A 23210-nucleotide genomic window follows, 5' to 3' on the forward strand; every position below is an offset into this window, starting at 1 on the left:
GATATCAATTGTTTGATTTTTAGCAGATGCTAAATCGACACTCATACGTAAAAGATTTGCAATTACTGCATCAAAATCGACCATTTCATCGGCAGTTTGGCTCAATCCCTCATGCACCACAGCAATTGTCTCGACACGTCTTTGCGCTTCCTCTAGCTCACGGCGCACTTCATCAGACTTCGTACGGCGAGCCTGTAATCGAAGAAGAGACGACACAGCTTGAAGATTATTCTTTACACGATGATGAATTTCAGAAATCGTCGCATCCTTCGTTTCAAGCTGACGCTCTCGCCAGCGAAGCTCAGTAATATCACGGCACAAAATAAGTGAACCTGTTGGCTTGCCCTCAGTTTCCAATGGCAAGGAGCGCATGGAAATTACAGCATTTTGAGCTTCGAGAACAACTGCTGCAGCTACTCTTCCATCCACAACCAACTGTAATGCCTCGGGTACTTTAGCATCCGGGTCAAGCTTTTCGGAGACAATATCTGCAAAGCATTTGCCCACCATATCACCTGAAATACCGATACGCCTAAAACTACTAATCGCATTAGGCGCAGCGTACATGACGTTTCCATCACTGTCGAGTACGACAAATCCGTCCGCTACACGAGGATCATGTCGGCGGTATTTTCCACGTGCAAGCGATACACGCTTTTCATATGGGAAATCACCGTTCGTAATCATATAGAACAGCTGCTTACCTACGCCAATACTGCTCATTTCATAACGACCGTTATCACCGCGTGTATCCATATTGCTTTCACGCACCACCATCGCGATAACTCGCCCATTACATACCACTGGTGTAGCCACATCGCATACAGATATGCCATCAACGACTCTGTAGTGATCCATTCGCGACAAAATATTAGAATGCCATGTATGCTCAAGCAACGGAATGAGGTCTGGCTCAGGATTTTTCCCTACCCAATCTTCTGAAATACGCGAAATTACTGTCGAGGGACGGCACTGCGTCGCCACGATAAAACGCGATACGTCATCGAAATCATCCATACTTGGCGGAATGACTAAAAGTAAGTCAGAGAATGTTAAATCAGCGATAATTTGCCAATCTGCGATGAGCGAATGTAAACGATTCACATCATCTTCGTTATAACCAGGAGTTTGAGAAATAAGCGAATTGAAATCAATCATTCCTTTAGTTTAATTCAGGATAGATAAATCGTCCATTAATACAAAAAGTTGTGTCCCCAGCTAAACATCATACGCAAATATATATTCTCGTACGAAGGAGAGCTGAGGACACAACTTATTTAAAATTTAGGTCTTACCGTATCAGACAGTTTACATTGGCTTTGCTGATAAAATCTCAACTTTAAGCTCACGACCATTTGGTGCCTTGTACTCGACAATATCACCTTCATGATGTCCAAAAATAGCGCTTCCAATTGGCGATTCAGGACTAATAACGTCATAGTCAGATGCCACTGCTATTTCGCGAGAGCCAATAAGATATGTCATCTCGTTACCAGCAAGTGAGATGGTGACCACAGTGCCATTTCCAATTTCACCTTCAGCAACCGGTTCAATGATATGGGCGTTACGTAGCTTAACAATCAGTTCGTTAATACGGCCTTCGTTCTTCCCCTGAGCCTCACGAGCGGCTTGATAGCCACCATTTTCGCTCAAATCGCCTTCTGCACGTGCAGCAGCAATTTTCTCCGTAATATCTTGGCGCAATTCACCTTCACGCCATGCTAGTTCTTGCTTAAGCTTATCGTAAGCCTCTTGAGTAAGCTCAATTACCTTTTCTTCTTGATCTGCCATAATCCCCTCCTTAATTCACACATTCCGTAGTGCATCAACCTATATAGTTCTATTTCTATGGTGCGCTATCAGCGTGCTTAGCGAGCAGATGTTGTTGAGATAATATCAATAACGAAGACCAAAGTATCGGTACCGCCGATACCTGCCTGTGGAACGCCATAAGAACCGTAGCCGTACTGAGGTGGGATAGAAACCACCAAACGAGATCCCACATTGTGTCCAGGCACAGTATTATCCCAACCCTTGATTACCTGACCAACGCCAATACCAAAGTCAATTGGCTGATGACGGTCGAAGCTTGAGTCGAATGGCTTATCTTTACCCCAAATAACACCGTGATAGTTCACTGTAACGATATCGCCCTTACGAACCATTGGACCATCACCTTCAACGATTTCCTCACAATAAAGTCCAGCTGGTGCTTCAGGAGTTGGGAAAGAAATCTGTGGATATGCTCCAAACTCTGCATTTACTGTAGGCATTGCAGTATCACTCATGGGAACTCCTTTGTGAGAAACAGTGAAGCTTGAGAACTAAGCTAGTACCTCGGACGGGACTCGAACCCGTAAGCCCATTACAGGCGGCGGATTTTAAGTCCGCTGCGGCTACCAATTTCGCCACCGAGGCATTCAAACAAGATATGATTATGCCACAAGTTTTGGCAAAACGCCAAATCAAGCGCGTTAATTTTATTCTTTATGCGGAAATTTCAGCATATTTACGCGTGGCGAGGTCTAAGACAATACCATCTAATAGCCCGTGTTCACTAGCTACATATGATGTAATATGCCCTCCATCTGCTTCGACACAATCGCTAATATTCTTCAGCACACGTGACCAGACGAGTGCTCCCGCACCAATGACATCTCGGCGCCCAGGATGAACAACACTGAGCGTGTCACGCTCTACCCTGCTCATTCTGACGACACGATTATTAACAGCATCGACATCATCAATTTCAATAATTGTTCCATCAATAGATTCTTGATGATACTCGGTCTGACCAATAGCTATCGCAGACATGGTTGTCACTGTACCTGAGACGCCAATAATTGTACGTACCTTATGAAGTGGTACAGTCGTCGCTGCACGTGTAATATTCCCATCAATGTCTTCAATTGCTGCACTTATGGCATCTTCTTGAGGAGCGTCCTCAAGGTGGTAACGTTCACTCATTCGGACAGAACCGATATTCATCGAATAGGCTGCTTCAATCTGCGATGGATTCTGTGCATCACCTAAAACTAATTCAGTTGATCCTCCACCTAAATCAACGACGAGATAGGGAGCCTCAAATTTATTCATATCGAGCACACTTGTGGCACCTAGGAAACTTAAACGTGCCTCTTCCTCACCTGAAATAACATCCGGGTAAATTCCCAGTCGCTCGTAGATATATGATTCAAATTCATGTCGATTTTTTGCATCTCGAGTCGCACTCGTTGCGACAAAACGCACATAATCTACGTGATGATGGTCAATGATTTCGGCAAATTCATCAATTGCTTCATACACGCGACTCAGCGCAGCACTACTGAATGCATGATGAACGTCAACACCCTCGCCTAACCTAACGACTCGCATAATTCGAGGAACAATGACATGTAGTCCATCATTATCCATAGATGCGATCATGAGACGAATAGAATTCGTACCGCAATCAATCCCTGCAACTGTTATCATCACTGTTCCTTCGTACCTATGCACATTGTAAGTATTTCTGGTTTATCAGGCATATGCTACACACTCATCGTGCTCATCGTGAGCAGCGACACACATTAGGATCAAACTCTTCGCGAATTTCAGAAAGGATTAAATCCCCTACTGGGTTTACACCTGGGCCCATTGCAAGAGTTTGAGCCAAGACTGCGTGAAGACATTTAACACGTTCAGGCATTCCACCAGCGGTAATTCCCTCTATATGCTCTTCGCTGTCACCTAAACGCACTGCAAGCTCATGGCGAACGGCTAGGTAAGATTCATGAGCCTTCATATACCCTGCTGCTAGCACGTCGTCAGAAGTGAGCTGTTCAGTTAATTCAGCGAGTCGTCCAGCTGCTTCTACATGCGAAATCGCTTTTGTAGCTCCAGGATGAGTAAGGTAGAAAGTCGTAGGGAAAGGAATTTTTCCATCAATGAGTGGTCGCGTTACAGTAGTCAAAGGCTGCCCACAGACACATCTCGCCCCTACAGCAACCATTCCGCGCGGAAAACGTCCTAGTTGCACTTCAACAGCTTGAATGTCACTATCCGTAGCCTGATGTGTCAAGAAATACTCAACTAGCTCCTCGGCTGTCGTATAAACATGCTGCGGCCACATAGTTTCCCCCTTGCCTGAAAAAAGAAAGATAATTCACGATTTTAGAATGAGATTGAGATTATCTAATTCGCGATACTCATTGTTCCTTATTAGTTTTATTCTTTACTTGTTCTTTTATAATCCATTCACAGTGACAATAAATGCACTTATTGAGCAGTGTTTGCCTCGCCTGAAGAATTCTCAGCCTGATCAGTATTGTGAATTGCATAGAGTAATTCTGTAAACCACGGCAGTTGCGACTGAGTCGTATCACTCTTCTTGGTTGTATCCGTTCGCATATCTTGCGGTAGATTCTCTACTCGCACGCTTCGCTCGCCAGGGTAAACAAAGCCTAACCGTTTACGTGCCTGTGCAGTTACATATGCATCATCAGACCAGCGACTGATATCATTTTCTAACTCAGCCTTTTGCTGAATTAATGCAGCCTCTTGACTTTTTAATGCATTAAGTTGGCCAAGATTTTGCGCATAACTCCTAAAGACCAACCCAATATTGAGCAATGACAAAAGCAAAATAATAATACCAAGGATGAAGAGTAATCCACCACGAGAATCCATCGATGTACGATTTCTTCGCGCCATACTCTGCGAATGAGAACTCTTTAATTCAGATTGCGATAAACGTTCACGACCGGCGCGTGGCTGCTCCTGCACATGATTCGGGGACACACTTGAGTTATTACTTCTCAAACCATTATTTCGCGAATTATTCCTCGATAAGAATGAAAAAAGACCCGCACCCGTTTGGACTGAATTTCGAGATTTCTTTGACGAGTTTCGAGTTCTACCAGTTACCGCACTTCGTGACCGCTTAATATCGCGTAACTCATCCCGCACAACTCGTTCTTGACTTCCACGTCGTGTTCTTAGACCACTATTATCTCGCGTCGAGTCAGTCGAACGTGTTGATCGTTGACGCGATGAATTACGAGAAAAATTTTTATGAGTGCGGTCGGCCATATATTAAAAAATACCCACTATGCTCGACCGTCTTGAAGACGAACCGTTACACAGTGGGTATTTTTGCTTTTTAAGGCGTGTCTCTTATACAGATTTACTCAAATGCACACTCTCGCATGCATAAGTAAATCAACGTAAACTTAGATAGCTTTACTTAGCGATGTACTTCTTGCATGCCTTGAATGCATTGTAGCCTGCATACTCAGCGTTAGAACCGAGCTCTTCTTCAATCTCGATGAGACGGTTGTACTTAGCAATACGTTCACCACGAGCAGGTGCACCAGTCTTGATCTGACCGGTGTTCTTAGCAACAGCAAGATCAGAAATGGTTGTATCAGAGGTTTCACCAGAGCGGTGAGAAACCATAGAGGTGAAACCATTCTTAGTTGCGAGCTCAATTGCATCGAGAGTCTCAGTAACAGTACCAATCTGGTTGAGCTTTACGAGCAAGGAGTTAGCTGCTCCGAGCTCAATGCCCTTTGCCAAACGTGCTGGGTTAGTAACGAGCAAATCATCACCAACGAACTGAAGACGATCGCCAAGGCGAGCTGTGATAGCTGCCCAGTCTTCCCATCCTTCTTCCTGGAATGGATCTTCGATAGAAACGATTGGGTACTCGTTTACGAGGTTCTCGTAGTAATCGAGCATGTAAGCTGCTTCGTGCTCTTCGCCGTCGAAACGATACTTGCCTGTTTCCTTGTTGTAGAACTCAGAAGAAGCAACATCCAAGGAAATACCAATCTGCTTGCCTGGCTCGTAGCCTGCAGCTTCGATTGCGCTCATAATGTACTTGAGGGAATCTTCATTAGACTTCATCTTTGGTGCGAAACCACCTTCGTCACCAAGACCAGTTGCAAGACCTTCCTTCTTCAAAACATTCTTCAAGGTGTGGTATACCTCAACACCTGCGCGAAGTGCATCGCTGTATGTTTCGAAACCATAAGGGGAAATCATGTATTCCTGAATATCGGTTGCGAAGTCTGCGTGTGCACCACCATTCATGATGTTCATGTTTGGAACTGGCAAGATGTGACCGTTGGTACCACCCAAGTAACGGTACAATGGCTGCTCAGTTTCTTCAGCACCTGCATAGATAGCTGCGAGGGAAACGCCAAGAATTGCGTTTGCACCGAGCTTGCCCTTATTTGCAGTACCATCAAGCTCAATCATGGTTGCATCGAGAGAACGCTGATCAGTTACATCCATACCGATAACTGCTGGAGCGATTACTTCGTTTACTGCCTTAACAGCGTCGAGAACGCCCTTGCCCAAGTAAACGGACTTATCGCCATCGCGACGTTCCCAAGCTTCTGCCTCACCAGTTGAAGCGCCGGAAGGAACAAGACCCTTACCTACAGTACCGTACTCAGTAGTGAGAACTACTTCAACAGTTGGGTTACCGCGGGAGTCAAGAATTTGACGTGCGTATACACTTTCAATTGCAGACACAACTACTCCTTTAACTAGGTTGTGATTTCACTCACAAGAATAATAGTTTTTGTGGACTAACTTAGGCCTTGTCGGATACGTGTTTCCACTCTAAATCATCCAACAACTGATTCGTCCATCGTAAGACTTCATCCGTTTGCATAGCTGACTGCCCAAGCATGCCTTGGAATGGAGTTGGCAGAATTAACGTATGCGTAACCGGACGATACTGAACATTCTTATAGATTCGCTTAAGCCGTAGCATGACTGAATCTTGAGGATCAATCCCTACAATTCTTATATTCTTACCCTGAGCAATAAGATCACTAATACCCAAATTTCGAGCTCGTGAACGCAATCGCGCGATATCGAATAGAGTTCCCAACTCATGAGGCAGATTGCCGTATCGATCCTTTAATTCATCACGAATATCACTAAATTCTTCTTCTGTTCGAGCCGCAGCGATTTTTCGGTATGCTTCGAGTCTAAGCTTGTCGGAATCGATATAGCTTTGTGGAATGGATGCTTCTACAGGCAAATCAATGGATACCGCGACGCTTTCTTTCCGTTCAGGCTCTTTATATTCCATAACGGCCTCAGAAACCATACGTACATAAAGGTCAAAACCAACACCTTCGATATGCCCCGATTGCTCACCACCCAAAAGATTGCCTGTTCCACGAAGTTCCAAATCCTTCATTGCTACATCGTACCCAGCTCCCAGCTGAGTATTTTGAGCTATGGTACTCAGGCGGTCATGCGCTGTTTGAGTCATAGTTTTTGTAGCATCGTAGAGGAAATACGCATAGGCTCTTTCGCGTCCACGTCCTACTCGTCCTCGTAATTGATGAAGCTGCGATAAACCAAAGCGATCTGCTCTATCTACGATAAGAGTATTAGCATTTGAGATATCAAGACCCGTTTCCACGATAGTCGTGCACACCAATACATCTATCTCACGATTCCAAAAACCTTGAATCACAAGATCAAGCTGCTTTTCACTCATCTTTCCATGAGCGGTTGCCACACGGGCTTCTGGTATGAGTTCACGAATTTTCTGGGCTTGTTTATCAATGTCCTGAACGCGATTATGCACATAAAAGACTTGTCCTTCACGCAAAATTTCGCGTCGTACAGCAGCGACAACTTGTGCATCCTCGTATGCGCCCACATATGTCAAAACAGGAAGACGATCTTCTGGAGGCGTAGCCAGCGTAGACATTTCTCGTAGCCCAGTAATAGACATTTCCAAAGTTCGTGGAATTGGGGTCGCGGATAGCGAAAGAACGTCTACATTAGTTCGTAATGCTTTGAGTGTTTCTTTATGTTCAACTCCAAAACGCTGCTCTTCATCGATAATGACAAGACCTAAATCTTTGAATTTAATCGCAGGATTAAGCAATTTATGGGTACCGATAACCACATCAACTGTGCCGGCTTCAATATCAGCGATGGTAGCTTTAAGCTCTTTTGCTGTCTGGAAGCGGCTCATAATTGCCACTTTGACAGGAAAACCATCGTAGCGCGATGAGAAAGTCTCATAATGCTGCTGAGCCAGAAGCGTTGTTGGTACTAGAACGGCGACTTGCTTAGAATCTTGAACGGCTTTAAATGCCGCTCTAATTGCAATCTCGGTCTTTCCAAACCCAACATCGCCACAAATAAGACGATCCATAGGAATTGGTTTTTCCATGTCAGTTTTCACATCATCAATTGTGGTAAGTTGATCAGGTGTCTCTTGATATGGGAATGCTTCTTCTAGTTCACGCTGCCAAGGAGTATCGGGGCTAAACGCATACCCACGTGTTCTCTGACGTGTTGAATACAGCGCTACTAAATCTTGCGCAATCTCCTTAACCTTTTTGCGCGCCTTTGCTTTAGTCGTCGCCCAATCAGAACCACCTAATTTATTAAGCTTTGGAATCTCAGCACCGATATATTTGCTCAGCTGGTCAAGCTGATCAGCCGGGACGAATAACTTATCATGAGGAGCCCCCCTCTTACTTGAGGCATACTCAAGAACGACATACTCGCGCTGACTGCGCGCATTGCCTAATCCAACAGTGCGCTGTTGAAGCTCTACGAACTGTCCAATACCGTGCTGTTCGTGTACAACGAAATCACCCGGTTTGAGCTCAACCAAATCAATTGCTTTGCGCCTTCTCGATGGCGTACGCGTTTGAGCAGCAACTGATGATCGCCCGGTAATATCTTGCTCGGTAAGAACAGCTATACCGGCTTGATTATCAATAAATCCACGCGTTACATGAGAAAGAATAAAATCAATCTGTGAACTATCTGCATTAGTTTGTCCAATAATTCGTTGCAATCGCGCTAATGTTCCCGTTGCGGGACTTGTAATGATGATATGCAAACCAGCTTTTTGTAAGGACTCAATACCTTCATTCGTCCGTTTTTCATCACCGCGATATTCATCTGGCTGTGATGCATGGATGACGACATTCGTTTCCACAGAATCGTCTACGCCTAAATCACTCACCATCCATACATGGTGTCGAGCAGAATCCAAATCCGAGAGAACATCATTAAAATCAATAAAGCTCGCTTTATCAAAGCTAATTGGGACAGCGCTTGCTCCCCTGCTTGCTGCTACATGCCAGCTTGCAGCGAGAAATTCTTGTGCAGTCTTATTAAGATCTTCCGCTGCCCTACGTATGCGCTCTTCATCATGAACGAGCACAACACTTGACTCTGGGAATAACGAATATACTGGGACCACATCATCAATAAGCGCTGGGATGAGAGATTCCATTCCCTCTACAGGAATGCCTTGCGCAATGGACTCGAGCATATCATCGGCATTATCAATAGAACCAATTAATTTATGTGCACGTTCCCGTACATTATCCGTAAGTGGAATTTCTCGACATGCAGTTGCCCATATGCTTTCGATATTATCCCCATACGTTCGCTGATCGGAGGCATGGAACTCGTGAATTTCGTCAATTTCGTCACCGAAGAAATCTATGCGAACAGGATGTGCTGCCGTAGGAGGGAAAATATCAAGAATTCCGCCACGTACAGCGAATTCGCCACGTTCCATCACCAAATCAGAACGCGTATAAGCATGTTCAATAAGGCGAGATACTGCCACATTCATATCGATGATATCGCCACGCTTAAAAATCAGAGGTTCGATATCATAAACGCCTGAAACAATAGGCTGGATAAGTGAGCGAACTGGCATTACAAGAACTTTAAGCGCGCCCAGCGCGGCAATACTTGTATCCGGATGAACTAGCCTACGGAAAATAGCCATTCGCCTTGCAACTGTATCAGCGCGAGGACTGAGCCGCTCGTGTGGTAAAGTTTCCCACGCATCAAGAACTGCGATGTCATCAGGATTGCCTTTATACCATGAACGAATTTCTTCAGCAGTTTGGGTAGCTTGCCGTCCGGACGATGTAACGACGATAACCGTCGCATCACTATTTTCAGCGATGCTAGCTTCTAATGCAGCGCGCACACCTTGTACAGCACCAATACGTCGAATGGGGTCGTTAACGTCATGCGAACTTTGAATTATATGTTCAAAATCTTCAGTGTCACCGAGGCGCTGTTGAACATCTTGTAAAGTACCGTATAGGCTATATCTATCGGCCATTAAACTTCTCCTGCGTGCGCTGCAGACCGTCAGCCATCAGCATTTCCGCCGCATCCGCACCATCCATCAAAAACTCGTCCAGCTCCTTGCGCTGTGAGGCATTAAAACCACCCAGCACCCAATTCACTGTATTTTCGCGAGCATGAGCACCCCTTGCCGCATGTCCTACCCCTAGACGGACTCGAGCATACTGAGGCGTACCTAAAGATCGATCAATGGATTTAATACCATTGTGCCCGCCAGCTGAACCGCCTGCCTTAACCTTCATACGCCCAAAGTCCAAATCCATATCATCATGCATCACAATAACGTGTGATGCATCAATAGAATAGTATGCGCAAATGGATGCAACAGCATTGCCGGACTCATTCATAAAAGTCAATGGCTTTGCAAGGAAGAATTTAAAGGATTTACCTCCTAAATTCATGACTCCTTTCCCAAGCATCGCAAGCCCTTTATGATCACTCATACTTACGCCCCAGCGTTGTGCAAGTACATCTGCAGCCATAAAGCCCATATTGTGACGAGTACCTTCGTATTTTTTACCTGGATTGCCCAAACCTACGATGAGCCAAAAATCTGATGCCATATTAACCCTTACGCTGTCATCTATCGGTTATCGATTAATTGTGTTTCTAATACCGGTATTCTTCTTATGTACCCTTTACCTTTATCGTAATAGCAAGTGCTGTACATATTAACCATTTATATGTCTTTATAGCAATAAGCTCAATCGTATGTATGATTAAAACATATATTAAAATTCACATATTTCACATATAAACTAACCTACTTTGCTCAATCTAAATATCGCACATACTCCGCTTGGTGCTGCAAGCCTTACCGCCTAATAATCTCGGTATAAAATCAATCCTTAGCATATCAATTTCCGCTCAATCGATTGCGACTCGAAGGCATGACCATTTATACCGACATTTGTGAGCCATTACCTACTAGCCAAAATGTCTTTGCGCAAATCAAAAATGCCCGGCATTAAGGGTGCCATAAAAGAAGAACTCATGTGTGTGTGAATCGTAGAAGAACACGAGTAGACTTTTATCCTTAATTGTAATTTTTTGGTAGAAAAGTGTTGATGAACTCTCATGTGCAAGTGATATAGAAAATTCTTGATTCACATCGTATATGAGTCTGCTTACATCCACATTACGCTCAGATGTATTGAGAATATAACTTTCTTTAAGCTCAGAGATAGGAGAATAATTTACGGGATTCACGAGCGCATCAAGAGAGTGCCAATCGTTTTGATTAGCTACTTTAAGAGTCCCGTAACACAAAGTCGCATCCCATCCTTCTTCGGTATGGAGTGAATCTATTTTTACACGAGAAGGCAATTGAACTCCATACGAAGAAAGAAGATACTCTTGATACCGATTCCTATACCATGTTGCAGCAAAACCAACGCTAATAAGGACAGCACAGACTGCTATGACGATGATAATTATTCGTGTGTCTTTCTTATTCATCACCTTAATCAGCTCCGATTATTTAGCTTTATATATTCTAAGAATATAAAAATAACCGGTCACACAATACAAAACTGAGCAATACCATACAGTCTCTTCATATATCATCACACATAATTCAAGCGTGGAATCACGAGTAAGTTGTTACTATACCCTGATTCCACGCCTGTTTTGATTTCACATACTCGGCAAAAGAGTGAACTAACATATGTGTGATTACTTTATTCACTCTACTCTGTCGTTCTACGGTACTCTAAACTTGCTTTGTCTCCAGCGCTACACACGATTGCGCATTATGACAGACCTATACAAGGATCATGAGTACCAAGAAAGCACTTCTTGAGTAACGTGTTAGATACGATGCTTTCCGTGAGATGGAAGGCTCAAATTCCAAATCTCTTGAGCATATTGGCGGATAGTGTCATCTGATGTGAATTTATCAGAGTTGGCGATATTCGTCATGCTCATATGCATCCAGCGAGCGCGATCTGCATAAAGCTGTGTCAAGTGCTCTTGAGCCTCTACATATGATGTGAAATCTTGGAGCAAGAAGTATTCATCGTTATAGGTAATGAGCGCATCGAAGATTTCACTTCCCTCTCGCTGACAGTTCGGAATTGTCCCATCAACGAAAGTATTGACTACACGATGAATAACAGGGTCGTTATCATAGATACCACGTGAATAGTAATCACGCGTAGCATAGTGGTTATAAACATCGTCTTTAGTCATACCAAAGATAACGATATTGTCGTCGCCTACCTCATCCTTGATTTCGATATTTGCGCCGTCAAGGGTCGCCATTGTTACAGCACCAGTCATCATAAACTTCATATTTGACGTGCCGGATGCCTCTTTAGAAGCCAAGGAAATCTGCTCAGATACGTTTGCTGCTGGGATAATGAGCTCAGCAAGGCTAACCCTATAATTCTCAAGGAATACTACTTTGAGCTTATCACCGATCTGCTCGTCATTATTAATGAGATTAGCTAATTCATTAATAATCTTGATAATCGACTTCGCAAAATGATATCCAGGTGCTGCTTTTGCACCAAAGATAAAGACACGTGGAGTGAATTCACCCTCAGGATTATCCTTAATATCCCAGTACAGCTTGATGATGTGCATGACGTTAAGAAGTTGACGCTTATATGCATGAAGACGTTTGACTTGCACATCAAAAATTGCATCGGTGGTTACATGAACACCTGTAGTTTGCTCAATATAATCTGCCAAACGTTGCTTAGCGAGTTGCTTGACTTCCCAGAAATCAGCTTGAGCTTGAGAATTATCAACGTATTCATTGAGCTTACGAAGCTCATGAATATCGCTTCTCCACCCCTGCCCGATCCACTTGTCAATCGTTTTCGACAATCCTGGGGCAGCTATCTGAGTCCAGCGACGTTGTACGATACCATTGGTCTTATTATTGAACTTCTCAGGAGAAACTTTGTAGAAGTCACGCAAAGTATCTTCTTTAAGCAGCTCTGTATGAATCTGAGCTACACCATTAACACTATGCCCACCAATGATGGCCAAATGCGCCATATGGACTTGATTATTTCGTACGATACGCGTATTTTCAATCGTTTCGTAATCCACACCTTGGGCACTCATCTGAGCGGCATAACGATTATCAATTTCTACGATAATTTGATATACGCGTGGTAGCACATGAGCAAATAAACCAGTATGCCACTTTTCCAATGCTTCAGAAAGAATCGTGTGATTGGTGTAACTCATCACCTTTTGAGTAGCATTCCACGCATCATCCCATTCAAGGCCATACTCATCAATCAAAATTCGCATAAATTCCGCTGGAGCAACTGCTGGATGCGTATCATTTATATGAACCGATACCTTCTCATATATACGTTCCAGAGGAAGGCCCAATTTGAGATAGGATTTAACGATTGTCTGAAGGCCTGCAGAAGTCATAAAATACTCTTGCATTAAGCGTAACTTTTTACCTTCATCGCTCGAATCATCAGGATATAGGACAGCTGTAATGTCTTCGACCCGTCGACGATCTTCAATAGTTGGATAGCTAAGTTCATATTCTTCAGGAATTTCTACATCCCACAAACGCAAATTATTAACTACTCCATTGCCGTAGCCTAGTTGTGGAACATCATATGGAACTGCACGCAACACCTGCGCATCACTATAGACAGGCTTGAGCTTGCCATTTCCCGCATCAGTCATATACACGTTTCCAAAGAAACGCACATCAACGATGTCGTGATCCTTACGCGTTTCCCATACGTTTCCGATAGAGCCAAACCATGCGTCAGGAAGTTCAACTTGATATCCGTTGACAATACGCTGCTTGAACAGACCATACTTATAGCGAAGACCGTTTCCGAAACCAGCGTATCCTGTGGTAGCAAGCGAATCCATGAATGCTGCAGCAAGACGACCTAAGCCACCGTTACCTAATGCCATATCATGTTCAGCTTGCTTCACCTGAGTAAAATCGATACCCAGCTGAGCGAAACCTTCTTTTACGACATCGAGAATCCCAAGATTAAGCAAATTAGTTTCTAGCATGCGTCCAGGTAAGAACTCAACAGAGAAATAGTACGCAATTTTGTCTTTATTTTCCTGCAGTTTTTTATTGCGCTCAATCCATAATGGCGTGTAATACTGCCTAATAGTATGCGCGAGAGCGACGAATAATTCTGATGGTGTCGCTGTAGAAAGAATCGTTTGTTGTTGCTCATTAAGAGTTAATTCAAAATCATGAATAAATTGTTCCGTTGTCAATTCCATCATAAACTTCCTTCCACTCTATGAGGAAAAGAGAACACTCTAGGTGATTTTATGAAAGAAGCGCACCATAATGGCACGCTTCCTCATAGAATCTTCATCTATTACTTATACACTCATTGTTATACAAGTGAGCTGTATAATTCTTCATATTTTTGACATGCACTATCCCACGAAAAATCTACGAGCATCGCACGCGTCTGTAAATCAGTAAATTCATACGGATGATTGATGTACACATCCATGAATTTGAGAACTGTTTGAGTAAACCAGAAACCGCTAAACTCTTGGAAACTAAAACCTGTACCCGTATGATTGAATTCGTTATATGGCTCCACGGTATCGCGTAGCCCACCTACTTCATGAACTACCGGAATACTTCCATACCGCATCGCCATCATTTGAGACAAACCACATGGTTCGAATGCACTCGGCATAAGGAATCCATCACTGCCAGCATAAATTTGCTGAGCCAAATCAAGGTCAAAGGTAATTTGTGCGCTCACTTTATCCGGATAATTACTCGCGTACCACGAGAAAGCTTGTTCATATTGCGGATAGCCCGTTCCAAGTACTGCAATTTGTATATCTTGCTGGACAAGTGATTCTAGCTCACTGACTACGATATCAAAACCTTTTTGATCTGTAAGTCTCGAGACGATACCAAAGAGTGGAACATCGGCACGTACTGGAAGCCCCAAACGTTCCTGTAATGCTGTCTTATTCTTTTTCTTCCCGCTTCGATGGTGTGCAGAAAAATGATATGGAATTCGAGAATCTTTATTCGGATCAAATAGCTCAGTATCGATCCCATTAGTTATTCCGGAAGTCTTTCCAGACTCCATGCGTAATACCTGGTCTAGCCCACACCCGAATTCAGGTGTCATAATTTCCTGCGCATAACTTGGAGATACCGTGGTCACACGGTCAGCATACAGAATACCCGTTTTAAGCCAATTCAGGCAATTATTCCATCTTACAGTTCCATCTTCGTAGCGCTCTTGACCTACCCCAAATAGATCACCAAGCATTCCCGGATCATATTCACCTTGGAATTGCATATTATGAATAGTCAAAACTGTACGAATTGAGTGATATGCATTAATCCAACGATACTTTTCTTTTAACAAGAATGGGATCATTGCTGTGTGATAGTCATTGACATGCATCACATCAGGAATGAAATTAATCTTTTCTAATGCCTCAATAGCAGCAAGCTGGAAGAAAGCGAAACGCTCGCCATCATCCATGTCGCCATAAACATGTCCGCGGAAGAAATAATGTTCGTTGTCGATAAAGTAAAACGTTACTCCTGAAAGGGTATACCGTTTAATCCCTACATACTCGTGTCGCCATCCTACATTCGTGTAGAAATACATGACGTCTTCCATGTCCTGCCCAAATTTACGATCAACTTCGTCATAATATGGCATCAGCACAGCAACATCATGCCCACGTGTTGCAAGAGATTTAGGTAATGCTCCTATAACATCGCCAAGCCCGCCTACTTTTGCAAAAGGAGCTCCTTCTGCAGCAACGAACATTATTTTCATGACTAATCTTCCTCTCGCACGATATCGTCAGTAACTATCGAATTCTTAACCACAACTACTGGGTTTTGTGCCGTACCTTTGATTGTAACGCCAGGCGAAACAACCACATTCTTATCCAGTATCGCATATTCGACATGCGCACCTTCACCTATTGTGACTTTAGAGAAGGCAACAGTACATTCCACGTGCGAACCTGTTTCGATACGGCAATTTCGGGAAACGATAGAATGGCGCACTTCTCCCTTGATAAGACTTCCCGAGGCAAATTGCGAATCTTCAATAGTGCATTCAGGAGAAAAGTATGTCGCTTCCTCATTCTTCACTTTCGTATACACTTTTTGATTCGAATACAAAAGTGAATAGAAATGTTCAGGCTCGAGCATATCCATATTTGCTTTAAAATACGAGCGAACAGACATAATATTCGCTAAATATCCTGTATAACTGAAAGCCAGAGCACTATGCTGTTCGAGATGACTCCTCAGCAAGAAACGCAATTTTCGTGGATGCTCTTTAAGCACTTCAGCTTCCATACGTTCTATAAGCCATGCGGTATCAAGGACATAAATATCAGTGGACATATTAACAAGTGCATCATCTGATGTAACTCCACCTTTACCGATGACTCTATCATTATCAGAAATAGTTAAAACCTCATTGGCTGCCGTCACCATAGAGCCTGGAACGCGCTTATACACCACGGTAATTTTGCTATTGTTAGCCTCTGAGACGCGAATTACTTGACCGAGGTCAATATTGCATAAAATATCGCATCCCATGTAAATCGTGCGATCGCTACCCGAACGCTTTAAAAACGTGAGTAGTTGTTCGTAATAATCACGATCTGTTGTAGACTCATTGTGCTCGGTATTATAGAATCCTAAATACCAGTGGCTCAGCAGCGTATCAAGACCCCATTCACGACCACTTCGTACATGGTCAAAAATAGAGCTTATATTTTTACGTTGGAAAATACCGTAAATGCTATGTACGCCTGCATTGACAAGGCTGGAAAGTTGGAAATCGATAAGACGATACTTTCCATCAAATGGCAGACTTGCGAGTGGTCTTTTCTGCGTAAGACCTTCCATTTCAGGATAACCAATAGTATTTCCTAAAATTGCAGTATATTTATCAAGCTTCATCTGGGATACCTACCACTTCGTTGTAACCGACTACTTGAACTTCTCCATTACCGGTTTCCTCTGAGCCATCAATGACCACCCCTTCACCGATAACCGCACCTTCGCCGATAATAGCTCGCTTAATATGAGCATGAGGGCCGATAACTACACCGCTCATAATAAAGGAATCTTCAATAATCGCGCCTTCTTTGACCTGGACATTTGTCGATAAAATGGAATGATTTACTGTGCCGCTGATAAAGCAGCCATCAACTACTAATGAGTCATGTACTTGAGCATTTCCATCAACAAAATGTGGAGGCGAAATGAGATTCTTAGAGTAAATCTTCCATGAACGATCGCGAGTATGGAGAGCATTATCCTCACCAATATACTCCATATTTGCTTCCCACAGGGAATCAATCGTTCCTACATCTTTCCAATATCCCTTGAAATTATAGGTATATACTCGCTCATCAGCCTTGAGATAAGATGGAATCACATTCTTGCCAAAATCTAGCATATTAATCCCATTCTTATCAGCATTAATTAATAATTCACGAAGTCTCGACCACGTAAATATATAAATGCCCATGGATGCTTTAGTGGACTTAGGATGTTCAGGTTTTTCCTCAAACTCTACGATACGACCGTTGGAATCAGTATTCATAATTCCAAAACGAGAAGCTTCATCGAGAGGAACATCGATAACTGCCACAGTCAGCGAAGCGTTATTTTCTTTATGCTGGCGAAGCATATCGTCATAGTCCATCTTATAAATATGATCGCCTGAAAGAATCAGTACATATTCTGGGTCGATACTGTCAATATAAGCAATATTTTGATATACCGCATGACTCGTTCCTTGGAACCAACGATTGCCTTCTACAGCAGAATATGGTTGTAGAACAGTAACGCCGGAATCCACTCCATTGAGTCCCCAGCTGGAGCCATTTCCTATATGCTCGTTAAGAATTAACGGCTGATACTGTGTAATAACTCCAACATTGCGAATCCCTGAATTTGCACAATTTGATAGAGCAAAGTCAATGATACGATACCGCCCACCAAACTGTACCGCTGGTTTAGCAATGTGCTGAGTAAGTTTTCCTAAGCGTGAACCTTGCCCACCAGCCAAGATCAATGCTAATAGTTCTGTCGACATTGTTATCCCCTTTCCTTTTTTGACTTGCGCTGTGAACGCTAAGATTCTGATTTCTTCGATGAATGGGCAGAATCTTTATCTTTTTTATTCTTCTTTTTAGTTATAGCTTTGGTTTTTACTTTGTCTTTGGCTTTGCTCTTAGCTTTCTCGTTAAGCGGCTTCGATGCTTTATCTGACTTGTCAGATTTGCTCGAACTATCCGACTGCTTGTCAGCCTTCTTGCCGGTCTTCTTGTTCGACTTCTTATCCGCCTTCTTCCTGCCACTCTTTTTCGTCGTACCCTTATCAGCCTTCTTTTTCTGATTGGTACGATCTTTACGCACAAGCTTCCAGATGCTTGCACCCATCGCAGGCGCAGTAAAGCTTAGAGTCTGACCATAATCCTTCCACAAGCCCTCTTGAGTATGAGTTGGTGGATTAGTATCTTTCCATACACCGCCAAAATCACTCATTTCAGTATTCCAGATCTCTTCATATTCTCCAGCAATAGGAACACCAATCGTAAAATTACGACGTTCCACTGGCGCCATATTGAAGACGCAGACCAGGAATTCTCCTTTATCATTTTTACGAATAAACGACAAAACGCTCTCATTCGTATTATCCGCATCAATGATTTCTTGACCCTCATAGCTATCATCAATTTTCCATAACGGTGAATTATCCTTATAGAATTGATTAAGCTGTGACGTGAAATATTGCATGCAAGAATTCATGGAGTCATTAAGATTTCCCCACTCGAGTTGCTCATCATATTTCCATTCGAGGAATTGGCCATATTCACTCCCCATAAAAAGAAGCTTTTTACCCGGATGGCACATTTGATATGTCAACAAAGTTCGCAATCCTGCGAACTGATTGTACCTATCTCCCCACATTTTATGCATAAGGCTCTTTTTGCCGTGAACAACTTCATCATGCGAGAATGGCAAAATGAAGTTCTCAGCAAACGCATACATAAAGCTAAACGTGATGAGATTGAAATCATACTTACGATAGATAGGATCTTCCTCAAAGAATTCAAGGACATCATTCATCCATCCCATATTCCACTTGTAATCAAATCCAAGAGCTTCCCATTCAATTGGACCTGTTACTTTGGTATCGCTCGAACTTTCTTCTGCAATCATCATGACATCTGGATAGTAGCCTTTTATGACAGCATTCATCTTCTGGAGGAAGTAGAAGCCTTCATAATTTCGTGTACCGCCATCCTTATTTGGAGTCCATGGACCGATGTCATAATTGCGATAAATCATATTGCTTACCGCGTCGACGCGAATACCATCAAGATGATAATAATCAATCCAGAATTTGAGACTCGAAATCAAGAACGACTGAACCTGATTCTTACCCAAATCAAAATTGAGCGCTCCCCAACCGCGATTATGCGCGCGATCCGAGTCCTCGTACTCAAACGTTGGAGTCCCATCATAATATGCCAATGCATCATCGTTGACCGTAAAATGACCTGGCACCCAGTCAACTATGACGCCAATATTATTAAGATGACATTCTTCAACAAATTCTTGGAAGTCTTCAGGCGTTCCATATGAATGTTCTAAAGCGAAATACCCCATGAGCTGATATCCCCAACTCATTCCCAGAGGATGAGCCATAAGCGGCATAAACTCTATATGCGTATAGTTCATCTTTACCGCATATGGGATAAGCTCTTCTTTAAGCTCCTTAAATGTATATGGTGTGCCATCTTCATGCGCTTTCCATGAACCGGCATGCACTTCATAAATATTTACCGGTCGGTTTCTAAAACCTAAGTGCTTTCTGCGACCCATCCATAGACCATCATGCCATTTTTTCTCAGGATAATTCGTAATTATCGCAGCAGTACCTGGACGTGGCTCAAGATAGAACGCGAATGGATCAATTTTTTCGATCTGTGCCCCATCCGCACGCGTGACAAGATATTTATATCTCTGCCCAATTTGAGGCTTATCCGTAAATACTTCCCACACGCCTGCGTCATTGCAACTCATAGGAACGGGTTGCTGCCTCCAGCCCGTAAAATCACCTATAAGCGCTACTGCCTGAGCATGCGGCGCCCATACTCGAAATGTATATCCCCTTGTCCCATTTTGTTCATCTCCATGAAACCCAAAATAATGTTGGGCATGAAAATTTTCTCCAGTTCCAAAGGTCCTTAATGCCTCTCCTTGCATCATAATTGCCACCCCTCTTTTATGTTGCTTTCCCTCTTCAGTATAAGCACATAAAAATAAAAATGCGAGGAGAATCTCAAATTAATTCATTTACTGAAATTTTGAACAAAATAAGTTATCAATTACTCAATAATTTTCTCGAAAATCGCTAATGTATATGCGTCAATGATTGATTCTTTTTCGATACGAAGCGCATTATTTGAAATCACAAGATGCGATCCAGGGAAATCTTTAAGAACGTTATGTGCTGGAATGCTCACAGTTGTAGCGATGATTCGATAACGCTTGTCATCACCTGTAATATCGAAACCGAGGATACCCGTGTCTGGCATAGCCGACCACACATAGACATGCTCACGGATCTGCTCATAGCTATCGTATGCAAACATATCATCTGTGGTTTTTAGTGTAATAAGTGAGCGAACAAAATCGACAGTCTCTCGATGTAATGAGATATTATCCCAGTTCACACGATTCACCGCATCTGGTGCATTATAACTATTCATCGCTCGCAAAGTATCGGCGACTGTAATTTCTCCGTCTTCACCTGTCGGATGTAATTTCGTGCGCAAGAACTCTTGTCCCAATTGCATAAAACACATTCCTTGCATTACAAAATTCAATCCGTTCGCGAGTTCAATCCGTTCGATATGCGTCAATTCATCATCATCTGACTGAAGCTGAATCAGCAAATCATTCAGGTTGAAATTATCATGCGCTTCAATATAGTTGAGCACTTGTCGCGGAGAATCATATGGGTTTAGTTCATCGCTTCCCAAAACTGCCTTAGCAAGTATACTCTCCGTTGGCTCATGTGATACAAAGCCATTTTTGAGGTTACCGTAAACTTCTGCGCCTTTAATGGCATCACGAACATTATCATTAAAGAAACCTATACGTGGCATAAGCGCAGCATTATTTTTCTTTGCTTTATCATTGGCGCAAAGCTTAGAACCCATGTCCCATCCTTCTCCATACATAAGAATATGAGGATCAAGACTATCAAGGCTTTCACGAATACAATTCATTGTTTCAACATCGTGCAGCCCCATGAGATCAAAGCGGAAACCGTCTACATTGAATTCTTGCGCCCAATACATCACGGAATCAATAATGTATTTGCGGCACATTTCTTTTTCACTTGCTGTCTCGTTCCCGCATCCAGAACCGTCCGCGAAAGAGCCATCAGCGTTCATACGGTAAAAATAGTCAGGAACCGTGAGTTGGAATGGATGTGTTACGCTCGAATATGTATGGTTATAGACGACGTCAAGAATGACACCGATTCCGCTGTTATGATATTCCTGAATCATATGCTTGAGTTCAAGAATTGCAGATACAGGATCTTCATCGTTCGAGCTATAACTCATTTCAGGCACGTTGTAATGTGTAGGATCATACCCCCAGTTGTATTGCAAATGACCCACACGATTATAATGATGGTAATGGCTTGCCACAGGCTGAAGTTGTACGTAATTCATGCCTTGCTTCTCTAGATAATCAAAACATGTGCTCAAGCCATCAATATTCTTCGTACCGCGTATGCACGCACCCTCATAGGTACCGCGAAGCCTGCGTGGCACACCAGAGCTTGGTGAAATTGAAAAATCACGGATATGCATTTCGCAGATAACGGCACTACATGGATTGTCTACTCTCCAGCTAGCATCATCCCCATGAGAAACTTCAAAGTCATCTGGTCTCATCTTTTCATCCGATAAGATGACAGAACGCTCACCACCAGCAGTTGTTGCACGAGAATACGGGTCGACACTGGTATGAATTACGCGCTCTTCTTCGGTATTCGCGTTTTCCTCTCCGACTGAGTTCACAGCAGTAAAATCAAGACGATACATATAGGCTTTATCATGCAGATCGCCATCAACATGCGCAATCCACACACCGTGATCATTTATTTCGTGGTGCTCAGGAGAATAATTTTCCCCTCGAACCATAGAGATAACTCGCTCAATTGGTGAGTCATTCGTTGAATTCTCAAATATGACGAGTTCAACTGTATGAGCAGTTGGTGCCCACAATTTAAATTCTGTAGCTAATGGAGAGTACCGATATCCCAACCACCCAGAATATCCCCACTTTTTATCAAACTCAGTACTACGTACCGCCATGTCGAAAGCGTGCTCATCATGGAATGCGTGTGCTGTGCTCGTTAACACTGCTTGCGATGAATAGTAGACAGTATCATCGCCCTCTACAATCCACACATGTGTGTCGTTGTCACCTTGATAAAGTCTCACGCGGTATTCATGGGTTTTAAAAGTGAAATCATCATTTCGTATCAGTATATTTACTTCTTCAGCTTCAGTACCAAGAATGACAACGTCACGATTAGCGCTGTCAACGCGCGCAAATGATTTTTCTCGTGAAAAAATGATGGTCGATTGAGACTCGCGACTACTTACTTGGACAAGAGGAAAATCTTCCCCCTCGCAATTATCGAGCCAAAACCATACACTTCGGTTATCGTATATACCGTTAGCGCTGTGAAAATGCACTACAAGCTTATGCTTGTCTGTCACGATGGCCTCCGAAGTTTAATCTATATCCTTGTTCTTTTGTCGCCTAGACTGTATGGGAATCGTCGTTTGTATTGCAATTCTATTATTGTAAAAAATATCTACATTTCTTACTTCAATTATCGCATTATTTATTGTGATACACAATTGTTAGCAGGACTATCTATCGGAGCATGCTATACTGCCCAACATAACTGCCCAACATACTCGCACCGCAATTGCTGTCTATTCCTCCACCTGCGGTGCAGTCGACGTGTACACGCCTCAATCAGAAC

The 23210-nt window shown here is 43.0% G+C and carries 16 protein-coding genes and 1 tRNA gene; all 17 read right to left on the reverse strand.

What is annotated here, in order from left to right:
- On the reverse strand, positions 1-1158 hold a 1158-nt coding region (locus EJ419_RS07670; RefSeq protein WP_131285251.1), incomplete at its 3' end, for a sensor histidine kinase.
- Positions 1159-1308: 150 nt separating this feature from the next.
- Positions 1309-1791, reverse strand: a complete 483-nt coding sequence (locus EJ419_RS07675) for a GreA/GreB family elongation factor (RefSeq protein ID WP_131285253.1) — start codon at positions 1789-1791, stop codon at positions 1309-1311.
- 77 nt (positions 1792-1868) lie between these two features.
- The gene (locus EJ419_RS07680) at positions 1869-2288 is read right to left on the reverse strand and encodes an FKBP-type peptidyl-prolyl cis-trans isomerase (RefSeq protein WP_131285255.1); all 420 of its coding nucleotides are present in this window, start codon (positions 2286-2288) and stop codon (positions 1869-1871) included.
- 45 nt (positions 2289-2333) lie between these two features.
- A tRNA-Leu gene (locus EJ419_RS07685) sits at positions 2334-2418 on the reverse strand.
- A 69-nt stretch (positions 2419-2487) separates the two neighbouring features.
- The gene (locus tag EJ419_RS07690; protein ID WP_131285256.1) at positions 2488-3474 is read right to left on the reverse strand and encodes a Ppx/GppA phosphatase family protein; all 987 of its coding nucleotides are present in this window, start codon (positions 3472-3474) and stop codon (positions 2488-2490) included.
- Between the two features lie 73 nt (positions 3475-3547).
- The gene (locus tag EJ419_RS07695) at positions 3548-4111 is read right to left on the reverse strand and encodes a DUF501 domain-containing protein (protein WP_131285258.1); all 564 of its coding nucleotides are present in this window, start codon (positions 4109-4111) and stop codon (positions 3548-3550) included.
- 146 nt (positions 4112-4257) lie between these two features.
- Positions 4258-5070 (reverse strand): FtsB family cell division protein, encoded by an 813-nt coding sequence (locus tag EJ419_RS07700; RefSeq protein WP_131285260.1) that lies wholly within the window; start codon positions 5068-5070, stop codon positions 4258-4260.
- A 150-nt stretch (positions 5071-5220) separates the two neighbouring features.
- Positions 5221-6519 (reverse strand): phosphopyruvate hydratase, encoded by a 1299-nt coding sequence (gene eno / locus EJ419_RS07705; protein ID WP_131285262.1) that lies wholly within the window; start codon positions 6517-6519, stop codon positions 5221-5223.
- 61 nt (positions 6520-6580) lie between these two features.
- Positions 6581-10123: a transcription-repair coupling factor gene (mfd, locus tag EJ419_RS07710; protein ID WP_131285264.1), complete on the reverse strand. Its 3543-nt coding sequence runs from the start codon at positions 10121-10123 to the stop codon at positions 6581-6583.
- A complete protein-coding gene (gene pth, locus EJ419_RS07715; protein ID WP_131285266.1) occupies positions 10113-10712 on the reverse strand; it encodes an aminoacyl-tRNA hydrolase in 600 nt (199 codons plus the stop codon). The genes mfd and pth overlap by 11 nt, the downstream gene beginning before the upstream one ends.
- A 388-nt stretch (positions 10713-11100) precedes the next feature.
- A complete protein-coding gene (locus tag EJ419_RS07720; RefSeq protein ID WP_131285268.1) occupies positions 11101-11607 on the reverse strand; it encodes a hypothetical protein in 507 nt (168 codons plus the stop codon).
- A 351-nt stretch (positions 11608-11958) separates the two neighbouring features.
- Positions 11959-14382, reverse strand: coding sequence for a glycogen/starch/alpha-glucan phosphorylase (locus EJ419_RS07725; protein ID WP_240680378.1), 2424 nt, complete (start codon positions 14380-14382; stop codon positions 11959-11961).
- A 116-nt stretch (positions 14383-14498) separates the two neighbouring features.
- Positions 14499-15929 (reverse strand): glycogen synthase GlgA, encoded by a 1431-nt coding sequence (gene glgA / locus EJ419_RS07730; protein ID WP_131285270.1) that lies wholly within the window; start codon positions 15927-15929, stop codon positions 14499-14501.
- 2 nt (positions 15930-15931) lie between these two features.
- Complete coding sequence (gene glgD / locus EJ419_RS07735) at positions 15932-17074, reverse strand: glucose-1-phosphate adenylyltransferase subunit GlgD (protein ID WP_131285272.1); 1143 nt, start codon at positions 17072-17074, stop codon at positions 15932-15934.
- Positions 17064-18218 (reverse strand): glucose-1-phosphate adenylyltransferase, encoded by a 1155-nt coding sequence (locus EJ419_RS07740; protein ID WP_131285274.1) that lies wholly within the window; start codon positions 18216-18218, stop codon positions 17064-17066. The genes glgD and EJ419_RS07740 overlap by 11 nt, the downstream gene beginning before the upstream one ends.
- A gap of 38 nt (positions 18219-18256) precedes the next feature.
- A complete protein-coding gene (gene glgB / locus EJ419_RS07745; protein ID WP_240680379.1) occupies positions 18257-20401 on the reverse strand; it encodes a 1,4-alpha-glucan branching protein GlgB in 2145 nt (714 codons plus the stop codon).
- Positions 20402-20520: 119 nt separating this feature from the next.
- A complete protein-coding gene (gene pulA / locus EJ419_RS07750; protein WP_131285276.1) occupies positions 20521-22938 on the reverse strand; it encodes a type I pullulanase in 2418 nt (805 codons plus the stop codon).
- Between the last annotated feature and the right edge of the window lie 272 nt (positions 22939-23210).

The organism is Alloscardovia theropitheci (assembly GCF_004332295.1).
GTDB classification, from domain to species: domain Bacteria; phylum Actinomycetota; class Actinomycetes; order Actinomycetales; family Bifidobacteriaceae; genus Alloscardovia; species Alloscardovia theropitheci.

Bases quoted from the DNA above. Each gene is read 5' to 3' on its own strand.
- glgD (WP_131285272.1), bottom strand. From the start codon at position 17,074: ATGAAGCTTGATAAATATACTGCAATTTTAGGAAATACTATTGGTTAT.
- EJ419_RS07725 (WP_240680378.1), bottom strand. From the start codon at position 14,382: ATGATGGAATTGACAACGGAACAATTTATTCATGATTTTGAATTAACT.
- glgA (WP_131285270.1), bottom strand. From the start codon at position 15,929: ATGAAAATAATGTTCGTTGCTGCAGAAGGAGCTCCTTTTGCAAAAGTA.
- EJ419_RS07690 (WP_131285256.1), bottom strand. From the start codon at position 3,474: ATGATAACAGTTGCAGGGATTGATTGCGGTACGAATTCTATTCGTCTC.
- mfd (WP_131285264.1), bottom strand. From the start codon at position 10,123: ATGGCCGATAGATATAGCCTATACGGTACTTTACAAGATGTTCAACAG.
- EJ419_RS07695 (WP_131285258.1), bottom strand. From the start codon at position 4,111: ATGTGGCCGCAGCATGTTTATACGACAGCCGAGGAGCTAGTTGAGTAT.
- glgB (WP_240680379.1), bottom strand. From the start codon at position 20,401: ATGATGCAAGGAGAGGCATTAAGGACCTTTGGAACTGGAGAAAATTTT.
- pth (WP_131285266.1), bottom strand. From the start codon at position 10,712: ATGGCATCAGATTTTTGGCTCATCGTAGGTTTGGGCAATCCAGGTAAA.
- EJ419_RS07675 (WP_131285253.1), bottom strand. From the start codon at position 1,791: ATGGCAGATCAAGAAGAAAAGGTAATTGAGCTTACTCAAGAGGCTTAC.
- EJ419_RS07700 (WP_131285260.1), bottom strand. From the start codon at position 5,070: ATGGCCGACCGCACTCATAAAAATTTTTCTCGTAATTCATCGCGTCAA.
- EJ419_RS07680 (WP_131285255.1), bottom strand. From the start codon at position 2,288: ATGAGTGATACTGCAATGCCTACAGTAAATGCAGAGTTTGGAGCATAT.
- EJ419_RS07720 (WP_131285268.1), bottom strand. From the start codon at position 11,607: ATGAATAAGAAAGACACACGAATAATTATCATCGTCATAGCAGTCTGT.
- EJ419_RS07740 (WP_131285274.1), bottom strand. From the start codon at position 18,218: ATGTCGACAGAACTATTAGCATTGATCTTGGCTGGTGGGCAAGGTTCA.